The following is a 19,253-nucleotide window of genomic DNA, read 5'->3' as shown; positions in this document are numbered from 1 at the left end:
CCGCGGTCGTTAGGCTTCCTCCCATGACCGCGACTACCGGCCGCAGCCTCCTCCTGGTGCACGCCCACCCCGACGACGAATCGATCGGCAACGGCGCCACCATGGCCCGGTACGCCGCCGAGGGCGCCCGGGTGACGCTGGTGACCTGCACCCTCGGCGAGGGCGGCGAGGTCATCCCGCCCGAGCTGGCCCATCTGACGGCCGATCGGGACGACACCCTCGGCGCGTACCGGATCGGCGAGCTGACCGAGGCGATGCGCGCCCTCGGCGTCACCGACTTCCGCTTCCTCGGCGGCCCGGGGCACTACCGCGACTCCGGGATGATGGGCGTGCCCGACAACGACGTCCCCGGCTGCTTCTGGCGGGCCGACGTGGACGAGGCGGCCGGCCACCTGGTCACGGTGATCCGCGAGGTGCGGCCGCAGGTGCTGGTCACCTACGACGAGAACGGCGGCTACGGGCACCCGGACCACATCCAGGCGCACCGGGTCGCGATGCGCGCGTACGAGCTGGCCGCCGACCCGGCGCACCGCCCTGAGCTGGGCAGTGCCTGGCGGATCGCCAAGGTGTACTGGAACCGGATGCCCCGCTCGGTGATCGAGGCCGGGCTCGCCGAAACCGCCGTCAAGGCGCCGTTCCCGGGCGTCGCCCAGCCCGCCGACGTGCCCGGGGTGGTGGCCGACGAGGCCGTCACCACCGCGCTGGACGGCGCCGGGTACGCGGGGCGCAAGGCCGCCGCGATGGCCGCGCACGCCACCCAGATCACCGTGGACGGCGCCTTCTTCGCGCTCTCCAACGACCTCGGCCAGCCGCTGTTCGCCACCGAGTACTACCAGCTGGTGCGCGGCCAGGCCGGGCCGGAGCGCCCCGAGCGCGACCTGTTCGCGGGCCTGGACCACGACACCGAGACCGAGAACGCCACTGAGGGGAGCGTCCGATGACCGCGCCCGCCACGCCGCCGCGCCGCTCGTTCGCGGCGACCGTCCTCGGCACCCAGAAGGAGCGGCTGGCCGAGCCTCAACCCCCGCGCGCCGTCCGGATCGCGGTGTATGTCCTGTTCTTCCTCCTGGGCATCGCGGTATCGGTCTGCGGATCCTTTGTGCAGGCCCTGTGGCCGCCGGTGGGGGTTCTGCTGGCGCTCGCCGCGAGCGTCGCGACCTTCTACGCCGGTCTGCGGATCACCGGCACCCGGCTCGGCGCCGCGATGCCCGCGGCCGGCTGGTTCCTGGCGATGCTGCTGATGATGGTGCCCCGACCGGAGGGCGACAACGTGCTGTGGTCCAACGCCACCTCGCTGGCCTGGCTGTTCGCCGGATCGGTCCTGGGCGTGATCTGCGCCACCCTGCCCACCCGTGGCAGCTGGTTCCCGGGGGTGCCCAACCCCCCGCGCTGATCCCGCCCGCGCGCGGCGTACGGCACCGCGCACGACGCGCAGTCAGGACCACACGGCCGTACTCTCATACCGGAGGAACCGGACGTATCAGGATCTGTCCGAAGCCGTTCACCCCTCAGTTCTTCCCAGTATGGTGGTCCCGCAGTACGTCGAACCCGACCGTCGGTCGCAGAGACAGGCCCAGGGCCCGGCGACCACGAACCGCGGTCGCGCCGCACGGCCCGCCCGCGAACCCGGAGCAGAGCAGCATTGAGCAGCCGCGAATCTGACAACGCCAACCCGACGCCCCGGCGCACGGGTCCGGACGCCTACCCGTCGGGCACGCCGCCCTACGGCACACCGGGATTCCCCGGCGGCGACCGGGCCGCGGCCGGTGCCGACCAGGGCGCCGCGTCGGGCGGCGAGGACGACGGCCCGAAGACCGAGACCACCCTGACCACCCGGGTGCGGATCAACATCCCGGGCTCGCGCCCGATCCCGCCGGTCGTCGTCCGCAGCACCGTCAAGAACGAGGACGGCCCGGGCGAGCCGGCCCCGGCCGCCGCCGAGCCGGGCGGCCCGCGGCACCGCTCCGCGCCCGCCTCGCCCGTCCTCGGCGTGATGGAGGACGGTGGCCGCGGGGCCACCCCGCCGCACCTGCCGCCGGAGTGGCAGATCCCGCCGATCCCGCCGGCGACCTCCGAGTCCGAGTCCACCGGCGCGTGGTTCCGGCCGCGGCAGAAGAAGGCCCCGGCCGCCGAGCCCACCCCGGCCGCCGTGCCGGCCGGTGCCCCGAGCGCGCCGGAGGCCCCGGCCGGAGCCGGCACCGCCGCCGAGGCCCGTCCGCAGGGCACCCCGAACGGCGCCCGCCCGGCCCCGGCGGCCGCTGCGGCCCGCCCGAACGGCCGCCCGGTGCCCGCCCCGGGCAAGTCGCCGAACCAGGCCCCCGCGCCGTTCGGCGCCGAGGTGCCGGCCGAGGAGCCCGGGGTGTACGAGGCCGCCGAGCCCTTCGCCCCCGTCGCCGACCCGTTCGCCCCGGTCGCCGACCCGTTCGGCCCGACCCGCCCGACCCGCCCGACCGGCCCCGAGGCCGGTCCGCGCGGCCCGCGCGGCGGCCGCCCCCAGCAGCAGGCCCAGCAGCCGGCCCCGCAGCCGAACGGGGTCCAGCCGAACGGTGGTCGGCCGAAGCGGCGGCAGCAGAACGGCCCGCAGGGCGCGCCGGGTCTGAACGGCCGTCCGCAGGGCCCGGCCCCCGCCGAGCCCGGCCCGGAGGACACCTCCGTGGACGGCTTCGCGCCGATCCGCGAGAACACCCCGCCGCCGGCCGCCATACCCGGCCTGCCCCAGAACGGCGCCCCGCGCGCCGCCGACGGCCGTCCGCAGCCGGGCCTGTTCGCCTCGGCCCCGACCGGCGCCGACCCGTTCGCCACCCAGCGTCCGGCCGCCCCCGGCCAGGACCCCTTCGGCCCCCCGGCGGCCCCCGGCGGGCTGTTCCCGGGCGCACCGCAGCCCGCCCCCGGCGGCTCCCCGCAGGCCGGCCGCGACCCGGAGTCCACCGAGTTCACCCCGCTGCCGACCCCGGCTCCCGGCCCGGGCCCGGAGGCGGCCCGGCCCGCTCCGGGCGGTCCCGACGGCCCGGTTCCGCCCGGTCCGGCCGCGCAGCCCGTCCCCGCACCGAACCCCGCCCCGGCTCCGGCCAAGGCCGAGCCGGCCGCCCCCGCCAAGGGCAAGGACAAGGGCAAGGCCAAGGGAGGCGGCGCCAAGAAGCTGGTCAAGCTCGGCGTCTACGCCGTCGGCGGCGTGCTCTTCCTCGGCGCCGCCGCGTACGGCACCGGCCTGATGCTCAACGAGTCGGACGTCCCCAAGGGCACCGTGGTACTCGGCACCGACATCGGCGGCAACAGCCGTGACCAGGCGATCCACGCCCTGGACGAGTCGGTCGGCAAGGCCGGGCAGCAGCCGCTCAAGCTGAAGATCGGCGACCAGAGCGTCGACCTCGACCCGACCGTCGCCGGGCTGAGCTTCGACACCACTGCCACCGTGGACGGCCTCGCCGCGCACAGCTACAACCCGGTCGACGTCATCAAGTCGCTCAAGGGCGGCACCAAGGCGGTCGCGCCGGAGGTCCGGGTCGACCGGGCCAAGCTCAAGGCGGCACTGGACTCGCTGGCGGCCGGCTCGGGCCAGGGCCTGCAGGAGGGCTACGTCAAGTTCGGCGACAACGGCGACCCGGTCGTGGTGCCCGGCAAGGCCGGCCAGGCGGTGGACTCCAACGCCGCCCTGGACGTGGTCGAGCAGGCCTACCGCGACCGCGCCGCCGGCAAGCCGGACCAGCCGATCGCGCTGGCCGTCACGGCCGCCCAGCCCAAGGTCTCCACCCAGGCCCTGCAGGCCGCGGCCGACGGTCTCGGCAAGCAGGTCACCAACGGCAAGATCCACATTGTGGCCGGCGCCAAGCCCTGGGAATTCGGCGCCAAGACCGCCGCCAAGGCGCTCACGCTGGTCCCGGACGCCTCCGGCAAGATCGCGCCCAAGTGGGACCTCGACGCGCTGAGCTCGCAGCTGAACGGCGTGTTCGACAAGGTGAAGGTCAAGAAGAACGGCCAGACCGGCACGATCACCCCGCAGGACGTAGCGGACGCCGTCACCTCGCTGTTCGACAAGACCGGCGACAAGGACCGCACCTTCAAGTTCACCGTCGCCTGACGGACCGGACACGAACGAGGGGCGGGCCCGCTGCCGCAGTACCGGCAGATGGTCCCGCCCCTCGACAACTCCCCCTCCCGGTCAGCAAGATGTGACGCCACACCTTCCGCCACAGCGACCCCGGGAGCCACGCCGATGAGCAGCCGCCTCCAGCACCACCGGACGGCACTGCTCGCCGGCCTCACCGTCCTGACCCTCTCGCTCGCGCTCTGCTCCTGCTCCTCCGGGCAAGGCGACGCGGGCGCGGACGCGATGCCGAGCGCCGCCGGGGTCCCCAAGCTCACCTCGATCGACATCAATCAGCACGACCGCTCCGAGCTGCGCCAGGGCGGCACCCTGAACCTGGCGATCACCCAGTTCTCCCACCAGTGGTCGCCGATCCACGCCGACGGCAGCGAGTCCTCGACCATCGCCGTCACCAAGCCGCTGCTGCCGACCTTCTTCCGCTCGGACGCGGCCGGCACCCAGACCGTCAACCCGGCCTACCTGCAGGAGGCGCACGCCGACTTCAAGGACGGCCGACAGGTGGTCACCTGGACGCTCAACCCCAAGGCCCACTGGTCCGACGGCACCCCGATCACCTGGCGTGACATCGAGGCCAACTGGCGCGCCCTGAACGGCCGGAACCCGGCCTACCGGCCCTCCAGCAGCACCGGCTTCGAGCTGGTCTCCTCGGTCGAGCGCGGCAAGGACGACTTCCAGGCCGTGATGACCTTCGACCAGCCGTTCTCCGAGTGGCAGTCGATGTTCAACGGCGCCGCCAACGCCCCGCTGCTGCCGGCCGCCAAGGTCTCCACCCCGGAGCTGTTCAACTCGGCCTACCTGGACGCGATCCCGCTCACCGCCGGCCCGTTCAAGGTCGACCGCCTGGACCCGGCCGCGCAGACCGTCACCCTGGTCGCCGACCGCACCTGGTGGGGCGACAAGCCGATGCTGGACAAGATCGTCTTCCACGCCATGCTGCCCGACGCGATGGGCGCTGCCTTCGCCAAGGGCGGGATCGACCTCTTCAACAACGGCCCGGACCTGGCCGGCTACCAGGTCATCAAGAACACCAAGGGCGCCGCCGTGCGCCGGGCCGGCGGGCCGGACTTCCGGCAGATCACCCTGAACGCCCGCACCCCGGCGCTCGGCGACCCGTCCGTCCGCCAGGCCGTGTTCCAGGCGATCAACCGGGACGCCCTGATCCGCTCCGACCTCAACGGCCTGGACTGGCCCGGCGTCCCGCTCAACAACCACCTGCTGGTCGCCAACCAGAACGGCTACCGCGACAACTCCCTCGGTCTGTCCCGCTTCGACCCCGCCGACGCCGCCCGCAAGCTGGACGCGGCCGGCTGGAAGCTCGACGGCGACGTCCGGAAGAAGGACGGCCGCGAGCTGAACCTGCGGATGATCGTCCCGGCCGGGGTCGCGGTGGCCCAGAACGAGGCCGTCGGCGTCACCAAGATGCTCAAGGACGTCGGGATCAAGGTCACCACGGTGACCGCCGCCGCCAACGAGTTCTTCGACAAGTACGTCAACCGCAACGACTTCGACCTGGCCGCCTACGCCCTGATCGGCACCCCGTTCCCGGCCAGCGGCAGCCGGGCCGGCTTCGCGCAGAACGGCGGCGCCAACCACGTCGGCGCCGGCAGCGCGGCCGCGGACGCCGCGCTCGACCGGGCCGCCGCCGCGACCGACGCCGGCACCGCCTCCGAGGCGATCAACCAGGCCGACGGCGAGCTCTGGAAGGTGGCCGGCGTACTGCCGCTCTACCAGCGGCCGCAGCTGTACGGTGCTCGCGCCGACCTCGCCAACATCGGGGCGCAGGGGCTGTCCGACATCGTCTGGGAGAACGTCGGATTCACCAAGTAGGGCCGCCCGACGCCCGGTTGGCCCGAAGGGGCTCAGCCGTGCAGCGTCTCCCGCCAGTAGTGGCAGGCGCTGCGCCGGCCCGGCAGCTCGGCGCCCTCCTCGTCCACCACCGGCACCAGCGGCGGGAGTTCGGCCAGGCAGCGGTCCTGCACCCGGTCGCAGCGCGGGTTGAACGCGCAGCCCTGCGGGATCCGCAGCAGGCTGGGCGGCAGGCCCTTGATGGCGTGCAGGTCCTGGCCCTTCTGGTCCAGCCGCGGGATGGAGTCCAGCAGGCCCCGGGTGTACGGGTGGGCCGGGCGCGCGTACAGCTCGTGCACCGGCGCGGTCTCGACGATCCGGCCCGCGTACATCACCGCGATCTTGTCCGCGACGTCGGCGACCACGCCCAGGTCGTGGGTGATCAGGATCAGGCCCATGTTGAACTCGGCCTGGAGGTCGGCCAGCAGCTCCATCACCTGGGCCTGCACCGTGACGTCCAGCGCGGTGGTCGGCTCGTCCGCGATGATCAGGTCGGGCTCCAGGGAGAGTGCCATGGCGATCATGATGCGCTGGCGCATGCCGCCCGAGAACTGGTGCGGGAAGTCACCGACCCGCTGCCGGGCGGCAGGTATGCGCACCCGCTCCATCAGCTCGACGGCCCTCTCCCGGGCCTCCTTGCGGGAGAGCCCCTGGTGCACCCGGAACATCTCGCCCAGCTGGTAGCCCACGCTGAGCACCGGGTTGAGGGCGGACAGCGCGTCCTGGAAGATCATCGCGATCCGCTGACCCCGGACGGCCCGCCGGGCCTTGGGGTTCATGGTCAGCAGGTCCTCACCCCGGAACAGGATCCGCCCCGAGGTGATCTTCCCCGGCGGCATGTCCAGGATGCCCATGACCGCCTGCGCGGTCACCGACTTGCCGGAGCCGGACTCCCCCAGCACCGCCAGCGTCTCCCCCGCCGACACCGAGTAACTCACCCCGTTGACGGCCCTGGCGACGCCGTCCTGGGTGTGGAACTCGATGTGCAGGTCCTCGACCTCCAGCAACGGGGTCCCGGGCTCCAGGCTCGACCGGCCGCCGCCGATCACCTCCACCGCGTCCATGTGAGCAGCCCTCCTCAGCGCAGCAGCGACCACCGATAGGCGCCTAGCAACTATCAATGACCGACGCGCACTTGGGGAGGGCACGGCAGATCTCGGTTCCATCACGGCATGGCACGGGGCGCGCCCCCGCGCCGAGGACGCGCCCTGGGGACGGCGCGGTCAGTCGCCGCTCGGCCCGATCTCGCGCTCCGGCGCGCTCGGCCCGATCTCGCGCTCCGCCGCACTCTGCTCGATCTCGCGCTCCGCCGCGAAGTGACAAGCCGAGTCGTGAAAGGCCGCGCCCTGCAGCCAGCTCGGCGAGGCGAGCAGCGGGACCTCCACCGCGCAGCGCTCCTGTGCCTTCCAGCAGCGGGTCCGGAAGCGGCAGCCGGACGGCGGGTTGGCCGGCGAGGGCACGTCCCCGGTGAGCACGATCCGGTCCCGCGACTCGCGCGCCGTCGGGTCCGGCACCGGCACGGCCGACAGCAGCGCCTGGGTGTACGGGTGGGTCGCGTGGTCGTAGATCTCCGCGTCGGTGCCGATCTCGACCATCTTCCCCAGGTACATCACGCCGACCCGGTCGGAGATGTGCCGGACGATGGAGAGGTCGTGCGCGATGAACATGTACGACAGGTTGAACTCGCCCTGCAGCTGCTCCAGCAGGTTGATCACCTGCGCCTGCACCGACACGTCCAGCGCCGAGACCGGCTCGTCGCAGATGATGATCTCCGGCTTGAGTGCCAATCCCCGGGCGATGCCGATGCGCTGGCGCTGACCGCCGGAGAACTGGTGCGGGTAGCGGTTGATGTACTCGGGGTTGAGCCCGACCACGTCCAGCAGGTCCTGGACGGCCTTGCGGCGGTCGCCCTTGGGCGCCACCTCGGGGTGGATCTCGAAGGGCTCCCCGATGATGTCGCCGACCGTCATGCGCGGGTTCAGCGAGGTGTACGGGTCCTGGAACACCATCTGGATGTTGCGCCGGACGGCCTTCAGCGCGGACCCGGACAGCCGGGAGATCTCCTCCCCCTTGTACCGGACCGAGCCGCCGGTGGCCGGCTCCAGGTTCATCAGCACCTTGGCCAGCGTGGACTTCCCGCAGCCGGACTCGCCGACGATGCCGAGCGTCTCACCCTGCATCAGGTCGAAGCTGACCCCGTCGACGGCCTTGACCGCGCCGACCTGCCGCTTGAACAGCACGCCCTTGGTGAGCGGGAAGTGCTTGACCAGGTCCCGGACTTCGAGGATCGGCTCGCCGCGCGGAATGTCCTGGTTGAACGCGACCTCCTCCGGCACCACCGCGCCCAGCGCGCTGGACCCGTTGGCAGCGGCCCTGCCGGCGCCGGCTCCGTCAACGGTCATGGAGGGTCTCCTTCCAGAAGAAGCAGGCGCTGCCGCGCCCCTCCAGCGGCCTGCCGTCCTCCTCGGCGACCGGGAACAGCTCCGGCACCTCGGCCCGGCAGATGTCCTGTGCCCGGGGGCAGCGCGGGTTGAAGGCGCAGCCCCTGGGGATCCGCAGCAGGTTGGGCGGCAGGCCCTTGATCGCGTAGAGCTCCTGGCCCTTCTGGTCCAGCCGCGGGATGGAGTCCAGCAGGCCCCGGGTGTACGGGTGGGCCGGGCGCGCGTACAGCTCGTGCACCGGCGCGGTCTCGACGATCCGGCCCGCGTACATCACCGCGATCTTGTCCGCGACGTCGGCGACCACGCCCAGGTCGTGGGTGATCAGGATCAGGCCCATGTGGAACTCGGCCTGGAGTTCGGCCAGCAGGTCCATCACCTGGGCCTGGACGGTCACGTCCAGCGCGGTGGTCGGCTCGTCCGCGATGATCAGGTCCGGCTCCAGGGCCAGCGCCATGGCGATCATGATGCGCTGGCGCATGCCGCCGGAGAACTGGTGCGGGTAGTCGTTCACCCGCTGCTTGGCCGCCGGGATGCGCACCCGCTCCATCAGCTCGACGGCCTTCGCCCTGGCCTCCGCCCGCGAGGCCCCCTGGTGGGCCCGGAACATCTCGCCGAGCTGGAAGCCCACGCTGAGCACCGGGTTGAGGGCGGACAGCGCATCCTGGAAGATCATCGCGATCTTCCGGCCGCGGATCCTCCGCCGCTCGTCCTTGCCCATCTTCAGCATGTCCCGGCCGCGGAAGCGGATCTCGCCGCGCGGGATCCGGGCCGGCGGCATGTCCAGGATGCCCATGATCGCCTGTGCGGTCACCGACTTGCCGGAGCCGGACTCGCCCAGTACCGCCAGCGTCTCCCCGGCCCGGACGCTGTAGTTGACCCCGTTGACGGCCCTGGCCACGCCGTCCCGGGTGACGAACTCGACGTGCAGGTCCCGTACGTCGAGCAGCGGCCCCTCGTACGGCGTTTCCCGCTCGTGTTCGGTGCTGTGCACAGCTGTGGTCACGATGCGCTCCCCTCGCTCAGCGAAGCTTCGGGTCGAGGGCGTCGCGCACCGCGTCGCCCAGCATGATGAAGGCCAGCACGGTGACGGACAGCGCCGCGGCCGGGAAGAACAGCACGTACGGCGCCGTGCGGATCACCTTCTGGGCGGAGGAGATGTCGATGCCCCAGGAGATGGTCGGGTCCTGCAGGCCGATGCCGAGGAAGCTCAGCGTCGCCTCGGTGGCGATGTAGCCGCCGAGCGCGATGGTGGCGACCACGATCACCGGGGCGATCGCGTTCGGCAGGATGTGCCGGAACATCAGCCGTCCGGTCCCGGCGCCGAGCGCCCGGCCGGCCACCACGTAGTCGGCCTGCTTGACGGTCAGCACCGCGCCGCGCATGACGCGGGCGATCTGGGTCCAGCCGAGCACGCCCAGCGCGATGACCACGCTCCACACCGTGCGGGTGGAGAAGGCGTTCAGCAGCACCAGCGAACCGAGCAGCAGCGGGATGCCGAAGAAGATGTCGGTGATCCGGGAGATCACCGCGTCCACGCCGCCGCCGAAGTACCCGGCGACCATGCCGGTCAGCCCGCCGAGCACGGTGACCGTGGCGGTCACGAAGATGCCGACGGTGATCGAGGCGCGGGCGCCGTAGATGACCCGGGCGTAGATGGATCGGCCCTGCGCATCGTAGCCGAACCAGCCGGTTCCGAAGATGTCGCCCCAGGCCGGCCGCCGCAGGTAGTCGTGCACCAGGTCGGCCTTGCGCGGGTCGGCGTCGGTGAAGGCCCAGGGGAAGATCGCCATGATGACGAGCAGCAGGATCAGCACCGCCGAGATCAGGAAGATCGGCCGCCGGCGCAGGTCCCGCCAGGCGTCGCCCCAGAGGCTGCGGGCCTCCTCCCGCTTCTCCACATCCCGTTCGACCAGGGTCCCCTGCTCGACCGCCATGCCCTGTTCCCCGGCGTAGTCGAGGCGCGCGACGCCGGGCTTGGGGTGCGGCTCGTACGAGTCCTCGTCGTGGATGTCAGGCATAGCGGATCCTCGGGTCCAGGACCGCGTAGAGCAGGTCGACGAGCAGGCTGGCGACCAGGTAGACGATCACCAGGACGGTCACGATGCCGACCACGGTGGGGCCTTCCTTCGTGTTGATCGCCCGGTACAGGACGTTGCCGATGCCCTGCACGTTGAAGATGCCCTCGGTGACGATCGCGCCGCCCATCAGCGCGCCGAGGTCGGTGCCGAGGAAGGTGACCACCGGGATCAGCGAGTTGCGCAGCAGGTGGCGCAGGACGATGGTGCGCCGGGGAAGGCCCTTGGCGACGGCCGTGCGCATGTAGTCGGCCCGCAGGTTCTCGCCGATCGAGGTCCGGGTGAGCCGGGCCACGTAGGCGAGCGACAGTGAGCCCAACACCACGGCAGGCAGGACGAGTTGGGAGAGGTCGTAGCTGTTCTGCACGGTCGGGGTGACCCAGCCGAGGTTGGTGGCGAAGACCGTCTGCGCGATGTACGCCAGCACGAAGACCGGGATCGAGATCACCACCAGGGTCAGCACGAGCACCAGGGTGTCCTGGATGCTGCCGCGCTTCAGCCCGGAGACCAGGCCGAGGGCGAGGCCCAGGATCATCTCGAAGACGAAGGCCAGCAGCGCCAGCCGGATGGTGACCGGGAAGGCGTTGGCCATGATGTCGGAGACCGGGCGGCCGGTGAAGCTGGTGCCGAAGTCGCCCTGGAAGAGGTTCCCCATGTAGTGCAGGTACTGCTTCCAGACCGGCTGGTCCAGGAAGTACTTGTGCTTGATGCTGGCCACCACGGCCGGGTCGGCGGCCTTCTCGCCGAACAGCGCGACCACCGGGTCACCCGGCAGCGTGTAGACCATCACGAAGATCAGCAGCGTGGTGCCGAAGAACACCGGAATCATCTGCAGCACCCGCCGCAGCACGTAACTGCCCATCCGAGCCTCCTTCCTACGTTCCGGCCGGCCGGGCCGGTCGGCCGAGAGACCGCGCCCCGCCCTCCGCGCGGAGAGGGCGGGGCCGGCCCGGGGGTGCGGGCCCGCCGCCGGGCGGGCCGCAGGAGATCAGCCCTTGACCTCGACCTGGGTCCAGGCCGGGTTGCCGAAGGAGTCGAACTTCACGTTCTGCACCTTGCTCGAGTAGCCCGAGTTGGTGCGGTAGTACCAGAGCGGGATGGCCGGCATGCCGCTCGGCAGCACGGCCTCGGCCTGCTGGTAGCCGGTCACGGTGGCGGCGACGCTGGGGGCCTCGTCGGCCTTGGTGGCCGCGTCGTCGAACTGCGGGTTGCTGTACCCGAAGTCGTTGGAGGCGGCGCCGGTGCGGTACACGTCGGCCAGGAAGTTGGCGTTCAGCGGGTAGTCCTGCACCCAGCCGGTGCGGAAGGCGCCGTTGAGCTGGTGCGTGGTGATCGCCGCGCGCGCGGTCTTGAAGTCCGGCTTCGGGTCGCCCAGGCAGTCGACGCCGGTGTTCTGCCGGATCGAGTTGCAGACCGCGTCCACCCACTCCTTGTGGCCGCCGTCCGCGTTGTAGGTGATCAGCAGCTTGTTGCCGGGGACGCCGCCGCCCTGCTGGATCAGCTGCTTGGCCTTGGCCGGGTCGAACTTGCAGTAGTCGCCGCAGGCGCCTTCCTTGTAGCCCTCGACGCCCTCGGCCACCCAGGCGCTGGCCGGCTTGCGGGAGCCCTGCAGCACGGTCTTGGTGATGGTGTCGCGGTCGATCGCCATCGACAGGCCCTGGCGCACCTTGGCCTTGTCCGGGGAGGACCAGTCGGCCTGGTAGAGCGTGAAGCCGATGTTCTGGATCGCGCCCTGCGGGGCGTCGATGGCCCGGTCGCCGAGGTCGTTCTTGTACGTCGCCAGCGCGGACGGCGGCACCTGGTCCATCACGTCCAGGTTGCTGGACTGCAGGTCCGCGTAGGCGGCCTCGGACGTGGTGTACATCTTGAAGACGATGCCGCCGTTCTTCGGCTTGTCCACGCCCTGGTAGTCCGGGAAGGACTTGGTGACCACCTCGGTGTTGTGGGACCAGCTGACGAACTGGTACGGGCCGTTGCCCACCGGCTTCTGCCCGTACCCGTTCGGGTCCTTGAAGAAGCCGTCCGGCAGCGGTGAGAAGGCGATGTAGCCGAGCTTGTACTCGAAGTACGAGACCTTGTGGCTCAGCTTGACGGTGAAGTGCAGGTCGTCCGTGACGGTCAGTCCGGACATCTTGTCCGTGGTGGGCTTCCCGCCGGCCGGGTGGACGTCCTGGTAGCCCTCGATGTCGGAGAACCAGGAGCTGTTGATCTGGGCGTTGGCCGGGTTGGCGCCCCAGTTCCAGGCGTCCACGAAGTTCTTGGCGTGCACCGGGGTGCCGTCGTGGAACTTCCAGCCGTCCTTCAGGGTGACGTTGAAGGTCTGCGAGTCGCTGGTGTCGATCTTGTCCGCGGCCTGCAGCCGGATCTTCGCGGTGCTGGGGTCGTAGTCCACCAGCCCCTTGAAGAGGTTCTGGATGATGCGACCGCCGCCGACCTCGTTCGCGTTGGCGGGCTGAAGCGGGTTCTGCGGCTCACTGCTCTGGTAGCTGAACGTCTTGGTGGCGTTCGACGAGCTGGTGCCACCGCCTCCTCCGCCGCCGCCGCACCCGGTGGCCACCAGGACCACGGACGTCGCAGCGGCGAGGACCAGGCGAGCACGGGCGGCTACGGGCATGGAGGTCCCTCCTCATCGGGTGTGTTTCGCATCACACCCCATGAGAAGCGTGCCCCGGCGACGGCGCGAGCCGGGTGCACCCGGACGAGTGCCGTAACCCCCTGCGGGGTTGACGCAGTGCCGGATTGACCGAATGCCGGAAGGGCCCGCGGCCGAAGCCGCGGGCCCTTCCTGGGACGCCGGGAGAGGTCAGGCCGCGGCCGACTCCCGGACCTCGGCGAAGTGGCAGGCCGACTCGTGCGCGGCCGGGCCCTCCAGCGTGGTCGGGATCGCCAGCAGCGGGATCTCCTCCGCGCAGCGGTCCTCCGCCTTCCAGCAGCGGGTGCGGAAGCGGCAGCCGGACGGCGGGTTGGCCGGCGAGGGGATGTCACCGGTGAGGATGATCCGCTCGCGGGACTCGCGCGCCGTCGGGTCCGGCACCGGTACGGCCGACAGCAGCGCCTGGGTGTACGGGTGGGTGGCGTTCTCGTAGATCTGCTCGTCGGAGCCGATCTCGACCATCTTGCCCAGGTACATCACGCCGACGCGGTCGGAGATGTGCCGGACGATGGAGAGGTCGTGCGCGATGAACATGTACGACAGGCCGAACTCACCCTGCAGCTGCTCCAGCAGGTTGATGACCTGCGCCTGAACGGAAACGTCCAGGGCGGAGACCGGCTCGTCGCAGATGATGATCTCGGGCTTGAGCGCGAGACCGCGGGCGATGCCGATGCGCTGGCGCTGACCGCCGGAGAACTGGTGCGGGTACCGGTTGATGTACTCCGGGTTCAGACCCACGACATCCAGCAGGTCCTGGACGGCCTTGCGGCGGTCGCCCTTGGGCGCCACCTCGGGGTGGATCTCGAAGGGCTCCCCGATGATGTCGCCGACCGTCATGCGCGGGTTCAGCGAGGTGTACGGGTCCTGGAACACCATCTGGATGTTCCGGCGGACGGCCTTGAGAGCCGAGCCGCTCAGCTTGGAGATGTCCTCGCCCTTGAACAGCACCTGGCCGGAGGTGGCCCGCTCCAGGTTCATCAGCACCTTGGCCAGCGTGGACTTGCCACAGCCGGACTCGCCGACGATGCCGAGCGTCTCACCCTTCTTCAGGTCGAAGCTGATGCCGTCGACGGCCTTGACCGCGCCGATCTGCTTCTTGAACAGGATGCCCTGGCTCAGCGGGTAGTGCTTGACCAGGTCCTTGACCTCCAGGATGTTCTCAGCCATGGAGGGTCTCCTTCCAAAGGTGGCACGCGCTGCGGCGGCCGGTGAGCTCCTCGCCGTCCTTGCCGGTCACGTGATGCAGCGCCGGGATCTCCGTGCGGCACAGGTCGGTGGCGACATCGCAGCGGGGGTTGAACGCGCAACCGGCCGGGACCTTCAGCAGGTTCGGGGGCAGGCCCTTGATCGCGTACAGCTCCTGGCCCTTCTGGTCCAGGCGCGGGATCGAGCGGAGCAGGCCCTTGGTGTACGGGTGCGCGGGGTTCGCGTACAGGTCGTGCACCGGGGCGGTCTCGACGATCCGGCCCGCGTACATCACGGCGATCTTGTCCGCGACGTCGGCGACCACGCCGAGGTCGTGGGTGATCAGGATCAGACCCATGTTGTACTCGGCCTGCAGTTCCGCGAGCAGGTCCATCACCTGGGCCTGGACGGTGACGTCCAGGGCGGTGGTGGGCTCGTCGGCGATGATCAGGTCGGGCTGCAGCGACAGCGCCATGGCGATCATGATGCGCTGGCGCATGCCGCCGGAGAACTGGTGCGGGTAGTCGCCCACGCGCTGCTTGGCAGCGGGGATGCGCACCCGGTCCATCAGCTCGATGGCCTTGGCCTTCGCCTCGGCCTTGGAGGCGCCCTGGTGCACCCGGAACATCTCGCCGAGCTGGTAGCCGACGCTGAGCACGGGGTTGAGGGCCGACAGCGCGTCCTGGAAGATCATCGCGATCTTCCGGCCGCGGATCTTGCGCCGCTCCTCGTTGCTCATCTTGAGCATGTCCTGGCCGCGGTACAGGATCTCGCCCTGGGTCACCTTGCCCGGGGGCATGTCCAGGATGCCCATGATGGTCTGCGCCGTCACGGACTTGCCGGAGCCGGACTCGCCGAGCACGGCGAGGGTCTCGCCGGCAGCGACGGAGTAGTTGACGCCGTTCACGGCCTTGGCGATGCCGTCCCGGGTGTGGAACTCCACGTGGAGGTCCTTGACCTCCAGGAGCGGGGTTCCGACTTCGAGACGATCGCTCTTCTGGTTGCTCTCGATCACGGTGGTCATCGGGTCGTCACCTCTTCTCTCAGCGGAGCTTCGGGTCGAGGGCGTCGCGCACCGCGTCGCCGAGCATGATGAAGGCCAGCACGGTGATGCTCAGCATGCCTGCCGGGAAGAACAGGGCGAACGGCGCCGTACGGATCAGCTTCTGGGCCGAGTCGATGTCGATGCCCCAGGAGATGGTCGGGTCCTGCAGACCGATGCCCAGGAAGCTCAGCGTCGCCTCCAGGGCGATGTAGCCGCCGAGGGAGATGGTGGCGACCACGATCACCGGGGCGATCGCGTTCGGCAGGATGTGCCGGAACATGATCCGGCCGGTGCTGGCGCCGAGCGCCTTGGCCGCCGTCACGAAGTCGGCCTGCTTGACCGTGATCACCGAACCGCGCATGACACGGGTCATCTGGGTCCAGCCCAGGGCGACCAGGGCGAAGACCACGCTCCAGATGGTGCGCGTGGCGAAGGCGTTGAGGATCACCAGCGAGCCGAGCAGCAGCGGTATGCCGAAGAAGATGTCGGTGATGCGGGAGATGATCGTGTCGACCCAGCCGCCGAAGTAACCGGCGAGCATGCCGAAGATGCCACCGAGGATGGTCGTACCGAGGGTGACGCAGATGCCGACCACGACCGAGGCGCGGGCGCCGTAGAGGACGCGGGCGTAGATGCTGCGGCCCTGACCGTCGTAACCGAACCAGTCCGCCTCGAAGAAGTGACTGTAGTTCGGCGGCGTGTGGAAGTGGTCGCGCAGGTCGCCGGCCCTCGGGTCCACCGAGGTGAACAGGCCCGGCGCGATCGCGATGACGATCAGCAGCAGGATGAGCAGCGCGGAGATCACGAAGATCGGCTTGCGGCGCAGGTCGTGCCAGGCGTCGGAGCCGAGGCTGCGGGCCTTCTCGGGCTTGGCGGCCGCCACGACGGCGGGCTGGGCCGGGGTCTCCTCGGCCGTCTTGGTCAGGTCAGGCATAACGGATCCTCGGGTCCAGGACCGCGTAAAGCAGGTCGACGATCAGGCCGGCGGCCAGGTAGACGATCACGAGGAAGGCCACGAAACCGGAGACGGTCGCGCCCTCCTTCATGTTGATCGCTTGGTAGAGCGCGTGGCCGACACCCTGGACGTTGAAGATGCCCTCGGTGACGATCGCGCCGCCCATCAGGGCGCCGAGGTCGGTGCCGAGGAAGGTGACCACAGGGATCAGCGAGTTGCGCAGCAGGTGGGTGCCGATGACCCTGCGGCGCGGCAGGCCCTTGGCCACCGCGGTGCGCACGTAGTCGGCCTTGATGTTCTCGGCGATGGAGGTACGGGTGAGGCGCGCGACGTAGGCCAGCGACAGCGAGCCGAGCACGATGGCCGGCAGCAGCAGCTGGGTGATGTCGGTGCTGTCCTGGACGGTCGGCTTAACCCACTTGAGGTTGATGCCGAAGATCGTCTGGAACAGGAAGCCCAGCACCGGGACCGGGATCGAGATCAGCAGCAGGGTGAAGATCAGGGCGCTCTTGTCGAAGATCTTGCCGCGACGCAGACCGGCGAACAGGCCGATGCCGATGCCCAGCACGATCTCGATGCTGAACGCGAGCAGCGCCAGCTGGACCGTGACCGGCAGTGCCTCGGTGATCTTGTCGAGCACCGGACGTCCGTCCAGGGCCTTGCCGAAGTCGCCGGTGAACAGGCCCCCCATGTAGTCGAGGTACTGCTGGATCAGCGGCTCGTCAAAGTGCTGCTGGTGCCTCAGAACAGCGAGCTGCACCGGGTCCGGCGCCTTGTCGCCCCACAGCGCTGCCAGCGGGTCACCGGGCAGCAAGTGCACCATGAAAAAGATGAGTGCGGTCGTTCCGAGGAACACCGGGATCATCTGGAGCAGTCGCCTCGCGACAAAGCGCCCCATCGTGCCTCCATGTATGACTCTGCCGGGCCCGTCAACCCGGCCAGAGATAAGTCGGCGTGCCAACGGCCGGTGCCAGTCCTCGCCCTTGTGGGGATGGGACGGGCACCGGCCGTTGTCACCGGGTCAGGCGGTGCCGACCGATTACTTCTTCTTGACCTCGACGTCGGTGTAGACCGGGTCGCCGAAGGAGTTGAACTTCACGTTCTGAACGTTGTTGGAGTAGCCCGAGTTGGTCTTGTAGTACCAGAGCGGGATCTGCGGCATGTCCTTGGCCAGAACGGCCTCGGCCTGCTGGTAGAGGTCCGCGGTCTTCTCGACCGAGGTGGCCGCGTCGGCCTGGTGGGCCAGGTCGTCGAACTCCTTGCTGGAGTAGCCGCCGTCGTTCGCGGCGGCACCGGTGCCGTAGACGTCCCGCAGGAAGTTGGCGTTCAGCGGGTAGTCCTGCACCCAGCCGGTCCGCATCATGCTCGGGACCTGCTTCTTCGTGATGATGTCACGAGAGGTCTTGAAGTCCGGCTTCGGGTCGCCGAGGCACTCGACGCCGGTGGCCTGGCGGATCGAGTTGCAGACCGCGTCCACCCACTCCTTGTGACCACCGTCGGAGTTGTAGAGGATGGTGATCTTGTTGCCCGGGACGCCGCCGCCCTCCTGGATCAGCTGCTTGGCCTTGGCCGGGTCGTACTTGCAGGCGTCGCCGCAGGTGCCGGCCTTGTAGCCCATGACGCCCGGCGCCACGAACGAGTCGGCGGGCTGGCGGCTGCTGTTCAGCACGGTCTTGGTGATGGTGTCGCGGTCGATCGCCATCGACAGGCCCTGGCGGACCTTGGCCTTGGCCGGGTCGCTCCAGTCCGCGTTGTACAGCGCGAACGAGATGTTCTGGATCGCACCCTGCGCCTGGTCGACGGCGCGCTTGCCCAGGTCATCCTTGTACTTCGGCAGGTCGGTCGAGTCGACCTGGTCCAGGACGTCCAGCGTGTCGGACATCAGGTCCTTGTACGCGGCCTCGGGCGAGGTGTAGCTGCGGAAGACGATCCCGCCGTTCTTCGGCTTGTTGCTGCCCGCGTACTTGTCGTAGGCGGCCAGGGTGACGGCCTTGTTGTGCTCCCACGAGACGAACTTGTAGGGGCCGTTGCCGACCGGCTTCTCGCCGTAGCCCTTGGGGTCGGTGAAGAACCCGGTGGGCAGCGGGAAGAAGGCCGAGTAGCCCAGCTTGTACGTGAAGTACGAGACGGGGGCCGTCAGTTCGACGGTGAAGTGGGTGTCGTCGACGACCTTCAGGCCGGACATTTCCTTGGCGGTCGGGTCGCCCTTGTCCGGGTGGACGGCGTCGTAGCCCGCGATGTCGGAGAACCAGTCCGAGTTGATCTGGTTGTTCGCCGGGTTGGCCGACCAGTTCCAGGAGTCCACGAAGGACTTGGCGGTGACCGGGGTGCCGTCGTGGAAGGTCCAGCCGGACTTCAGGGTGACGGTGTAGTTCTTGGCGTCGGTGGTCTCGATCTTGTCGGCCACCTGGTTGCGCAGGGCACCGGTCGCGGGGTCGTAGTCGACGAGGCCCGTGAAGAGCTGCTTGACGATACGGCCGCCCTGGTTCTCCATGGCGTTGGCCGGCTGCAGCGGGCGCTGGGGCTCGGCGCTCTGGTAGCTGAAGACGCCCGCGGGGTTGACCGCGGCGCCGTCCGAGCTCCCACCGGAGGTGTCGCTGCTGCCACTGCTGCTACAAGCAGTCGCGGCGAGCGCGACAGCAACCGCTGCGACAACCCACTTGGCCTGGCTCACACCACGCATCGGTGTGCCTCCTGAATTCGACGTTGCGACGGGGAGGGCACCACGGAACGGTTGTCACCGGGTCCGCAATGCCGTCCGCGCTCGTGGTTTCGGCGCGCACCCCTGCGCGTTCACCCTTGACCCGAGCCTGACTGGCTCCACTATCCGTCACGCACGGACACGAAAGTGACCAGTGACGATCTCAATTAGGTCACATGAACAGTCGGTAAGTTTCGAAAACCGGACATTTGAGACATAGCCAGACAGGTATCAAACGGACAGTCGTC

At 69.9% G+C, this 19,253-nt stretch carries 15 protein-coding genes; 4 read left to right on the top strand and 11 right to left on the bottom strand.

Annotation, left to right across the window (positions count from 1 at the left end; translation table 11 throughout):
- Positions 1-23: 23 nt before the first annotated feature.
- From mshB to ACIRYZ_RS11225, 4 genes are all read left to right on the top strand, one after another.
- A complete protein-coding gene (gene mshB / locus ACIRYZ_RS11240; RefSeq protein ID WP_402942209.1) occupies positions 24-941 on the top strand; it encodes an N-acetyl-1-D-myo-inositol-2-amino-2-deoxy-alpha-D-glucopyranoside deacetylase in 918 nt (305 codons plus the stop codon).
- Entirely contained in the window at positions 938-1,393 is a 456-nt protein-coding gene (locus ACIRYZ_RS11235; protein WP_393024729.1) for a DUF6113 family protein, read from the top strand. Before mshB ends, ACIRYZ_RS11235 begins: the two co-directional genes overlap by 4 nt.
- Positions 1,394-1,642: 249 nt before the next feature.
- Positions 1,643-4,078: a peptidoglycan binding domain-containing protein gene (locus ACIRYZ_RS11230; protein WP_402942207.1), complete on the top strand. Its 2,436-nt coding sequence runs from the start codon at positions 1,643-1,645 to the stop codon at positions 4,076-4,078.
- 135 nt (positions 4,079-4,213) lie between these two features.
- A complete protein-coding gene (locus tag ACIRYZ_RS11225) occupies positions 4,214-5,932 on the top strand; it encodes an ABC transporter family substrate-binding protein (RefSeq protein WP_402942205.1) in 1,719 nt (572 codons plus the stop codon).
- 32 nt (positions 5,933-5,964) lie between these two features.
- On the opposite strand, the gene ACIRYZ_RS11220 is transcribed toward ACIRYZ_RS11225, so the two are convergent.
- The 11 genes from ACIRYZ_RS11220 to ACIRYZ_RS11170 form a co-directional block, all read right to left on the bottom strand.
- Entirely contained in the window at positions 5,965-7,014 is a 1,050-nt protein-coding gene (locus ACIRYZ_RS11220; protein ID WP_402942203.1) for an ABC transporter ATP-binding protein, read from the bottom strand.
- Between the two features lie 159 nt (positions 7,015-7,173).
- Positions 7,174-8,352, bottom strand: coding sequence for an ABC transporter ATP-binding protein (locus tag ACIRYZ_RS11215; protein WP_402942201.1), 1,179 nt, complete (start codon positions 8,350-8,352; stop codon positions 7,174-7,176).
- Positions 8,342-9,394, bottom strand: coding sequence for an ABC transporter ATP-binding protein (locus ACIRYZ_RS11210; RefSeq protein WP_402942199.1), 1,053 nt, complete (start codon positions 9,392-9,394; stop codon positions 8,342-8,344). The genes ACIRYZ_RS11215 and ACIRYZ_RS11210 overlap by 11 nt, the downstream gene beginning before the upstream one ends.
- Positions 9,395-9,410: 16 nt before the next feature.
- Entirely contained in the window at positions 9,411-10,325 is a 915-nt protein-coding gene (locus ACIRYZ_RS11205) for an ABC transporter permease (protein WP_402942653.1), read from the bottom strand.
- A 76-nt stretch (positions 10,326-10,401) separates the two neighbouring features.
- A complete protein-coding gene (locus ACIRYZ_RS11200; protein WP_387629096.1) occupies positions 10,402-11,328 on the bottom strand; it encodes an ABC transporter permease in 927 nt (308 codons plus the stop codon).
- A 126-nt stretch (positions 11,329-11,454) separates the two neighbouring features.
- Positions 11,455-13,080: an ABC transporter substrate-binding protein gene (locus tag ACIRYZ_RS11195; RefSeq protein WP_402942197.1), complete on the bottom strand. Its 1,626-nt coding sequence runs from the start codon at positions 13,078-13,080 to the stop codon at positions 11,455-11,457.
- 189 nt (positions 13,081-13,269) lie between these two features.
- A complete protein-coding gene (locus ACIRYZ_RS11190) occupies positions 13,270-14,286 on the bottom strand; it encodes an ABC transporter ATP-binding protein (protein WP_387629100.1) in 1,017 nt (338 codons plus the stop codon).
- Positions 14,279-15,328 carry an ABC transporter ATP-binding protein gene (locus ACIRYZ_RS11185; RefSeq protein WP_402942194.1) on the bottom strand — a complete coding sequence of 350 codons (1,050 nt, stop codon included), beginning with the start codon at positions 15,326-15,328 and terminating at the stop codon, positions 14,279-14,281. Before ACIRYZ_RS11185 ends, ACIRYZ_RS11190 begins: the two co-directional genes overlap by 8 nt.
- 19 nt (positions 15,329-15,347) lie before the next feature.
- On the bottom strand, positions 15,348-16,283 hold the full coding sequence (locus ACIRYZ_RS11180) for an ABC transporter permease (RefSeq protein ID WP_402942192.1): 936 nt from the start codon (positions 16,281-16,283) through the stop codon (positions 15,348-15,350).
- The gene (locus tag ACIRYZ_RS11175; RefSeq protein ID WP_402942190.1) at positions 16,276-17,202 is read right to left on the bottom strand and encodes an ABC transporter permease; all 927 of its coding nucleotides are present in this window, start codon (positions 17,200-17,202) and stop codon (positions 16,276-16,278) included. Before ACIRYZ_RS11175 ends, ACIRYZ_RS11180 begins: the two co-directional genes overlap by 8 nt.
- A 141-nt stretch (positions 17,203-17,343) precedes the next feature.
- The gene (locus ACIRYZ_RS11170; protein ID WP_402942189.1) at positions 17,344-18,987 is read right to left on the bottom strand and encodes an ABC transporter substrate-binding protein; all 1,644 of its coding nucleotides are present in this window, start codon (positions 18,985-18,987) and stop codon (positions 17,344-17,346) included.
- Positions 18,988-19,253 lie beyond the last annotated feature (266 nt).

This window comes from Kitasatospora sp. NPDC101155, assembly GCF_044768305.1.
Taxonomy (GTDB): domain Bacteria; phylum Actinomycetota; class Actinomycetes; order Streptomycetales; family Streptomycetaceae; genus Kitasatospora.
Note: the sequence above shows the minus strand (reverse complement) of the source record. Positions and strands in the feature narration are given on the sequence as shown.

Coding starts and splice junctions, on each gene's coding strand:
- ACIRYZ_RS11220 (WP_402942203.1), bottom strand. CDS start 7,014: ATGGACGCGGTGGAGGTGATCGGCGGCGGCCGGTCGAGCCTGGAGCCC.
- ACIRYZ_RS11185 (WP_402942194.1), bottom strand. CDS start 15,328: ATGACCACCGTGATCGAGAGCAACCAGAAGAGCGATCGTCTCGAAGTC.
- ACIRYZ_RS11200 (WP_387629096.1), bottom strand. CDS start 11,328: ATGGGCAGTTACGTGCTGCGGCGGGTGCTGCAGATGATTCCGGTGTTC.
- ACIRYZ_RS11170 (WP_402942189.1), bottom strand. CDS start 18,987: ATGCGTGGTGTGAGCCAGGCCAAGTGGGTTGTCGCAGCGGTTGCTGTC.
- ACIRYZ_RS11180 (WP_402942192.1), bottom strand. CDS start 16,283: ATGCCTGACCTGACCAAGACGGCCGAGGAGACCCCGGCCCAGCCCGCC.
- ACIRYZ_RS11190 (WP_387629100.1), bottom strand. CDS start 14,286: ATGGCTGAGAACATCCTGGAGGTCAAGGACCTGGTCAAGCACTACCCG.
- mshB (WP_402942209.1), top strand. CDS start 24: ATGACCGCGACTACCGGCCGCAGCCTCCTCCTGGTGCACGCCCACCCC.
- ACIRYZ_RS11205 (WP_402942653.1), bottom strand. CDS start 10,325: ATGGCGGTCGAGCAGGGGACCCTGGTCGAACGGGATGTGGAGAAGCGG.
- ACIRYZ_RS11225 (WP_402942205.1), top strand. CDS start 4,214: ATGAGCAGCCGCCTCCAGCACCACCGGACGGCACTGCTCGCCGGCCTC.
- ACIRYZ_RS11195 (WP_402942197.1), bottom strand. CDS start 13,080: ATGCCCGTAGCCGCCCGTGCTCGCCTGGTCCTCGCCGCTGCGACGTCC.
- ACIRYZ_RS11175 (WP_402942190.1), bottom strand. CDS start 17,202: ATGGGGCGCTTTGTCGCGAGGCGACTGCTCCAGATGATCCCGGTGTTC.
- ACIRYZ_RS11215 (WP_402942201.1), bottom strand. CDS start 8,352: ATGACCGTTGACGGAGCCGGCGCCGGCAGGGCCGCTGCCAACGGGTCC.
- ACIRYZ_RS11235 (WP_393024729.1), top strand. CDS start 938: ATGACCGCGCCCGCCACGCCGCCGCGCCGCTCGTTCGCGGCGACCGTC.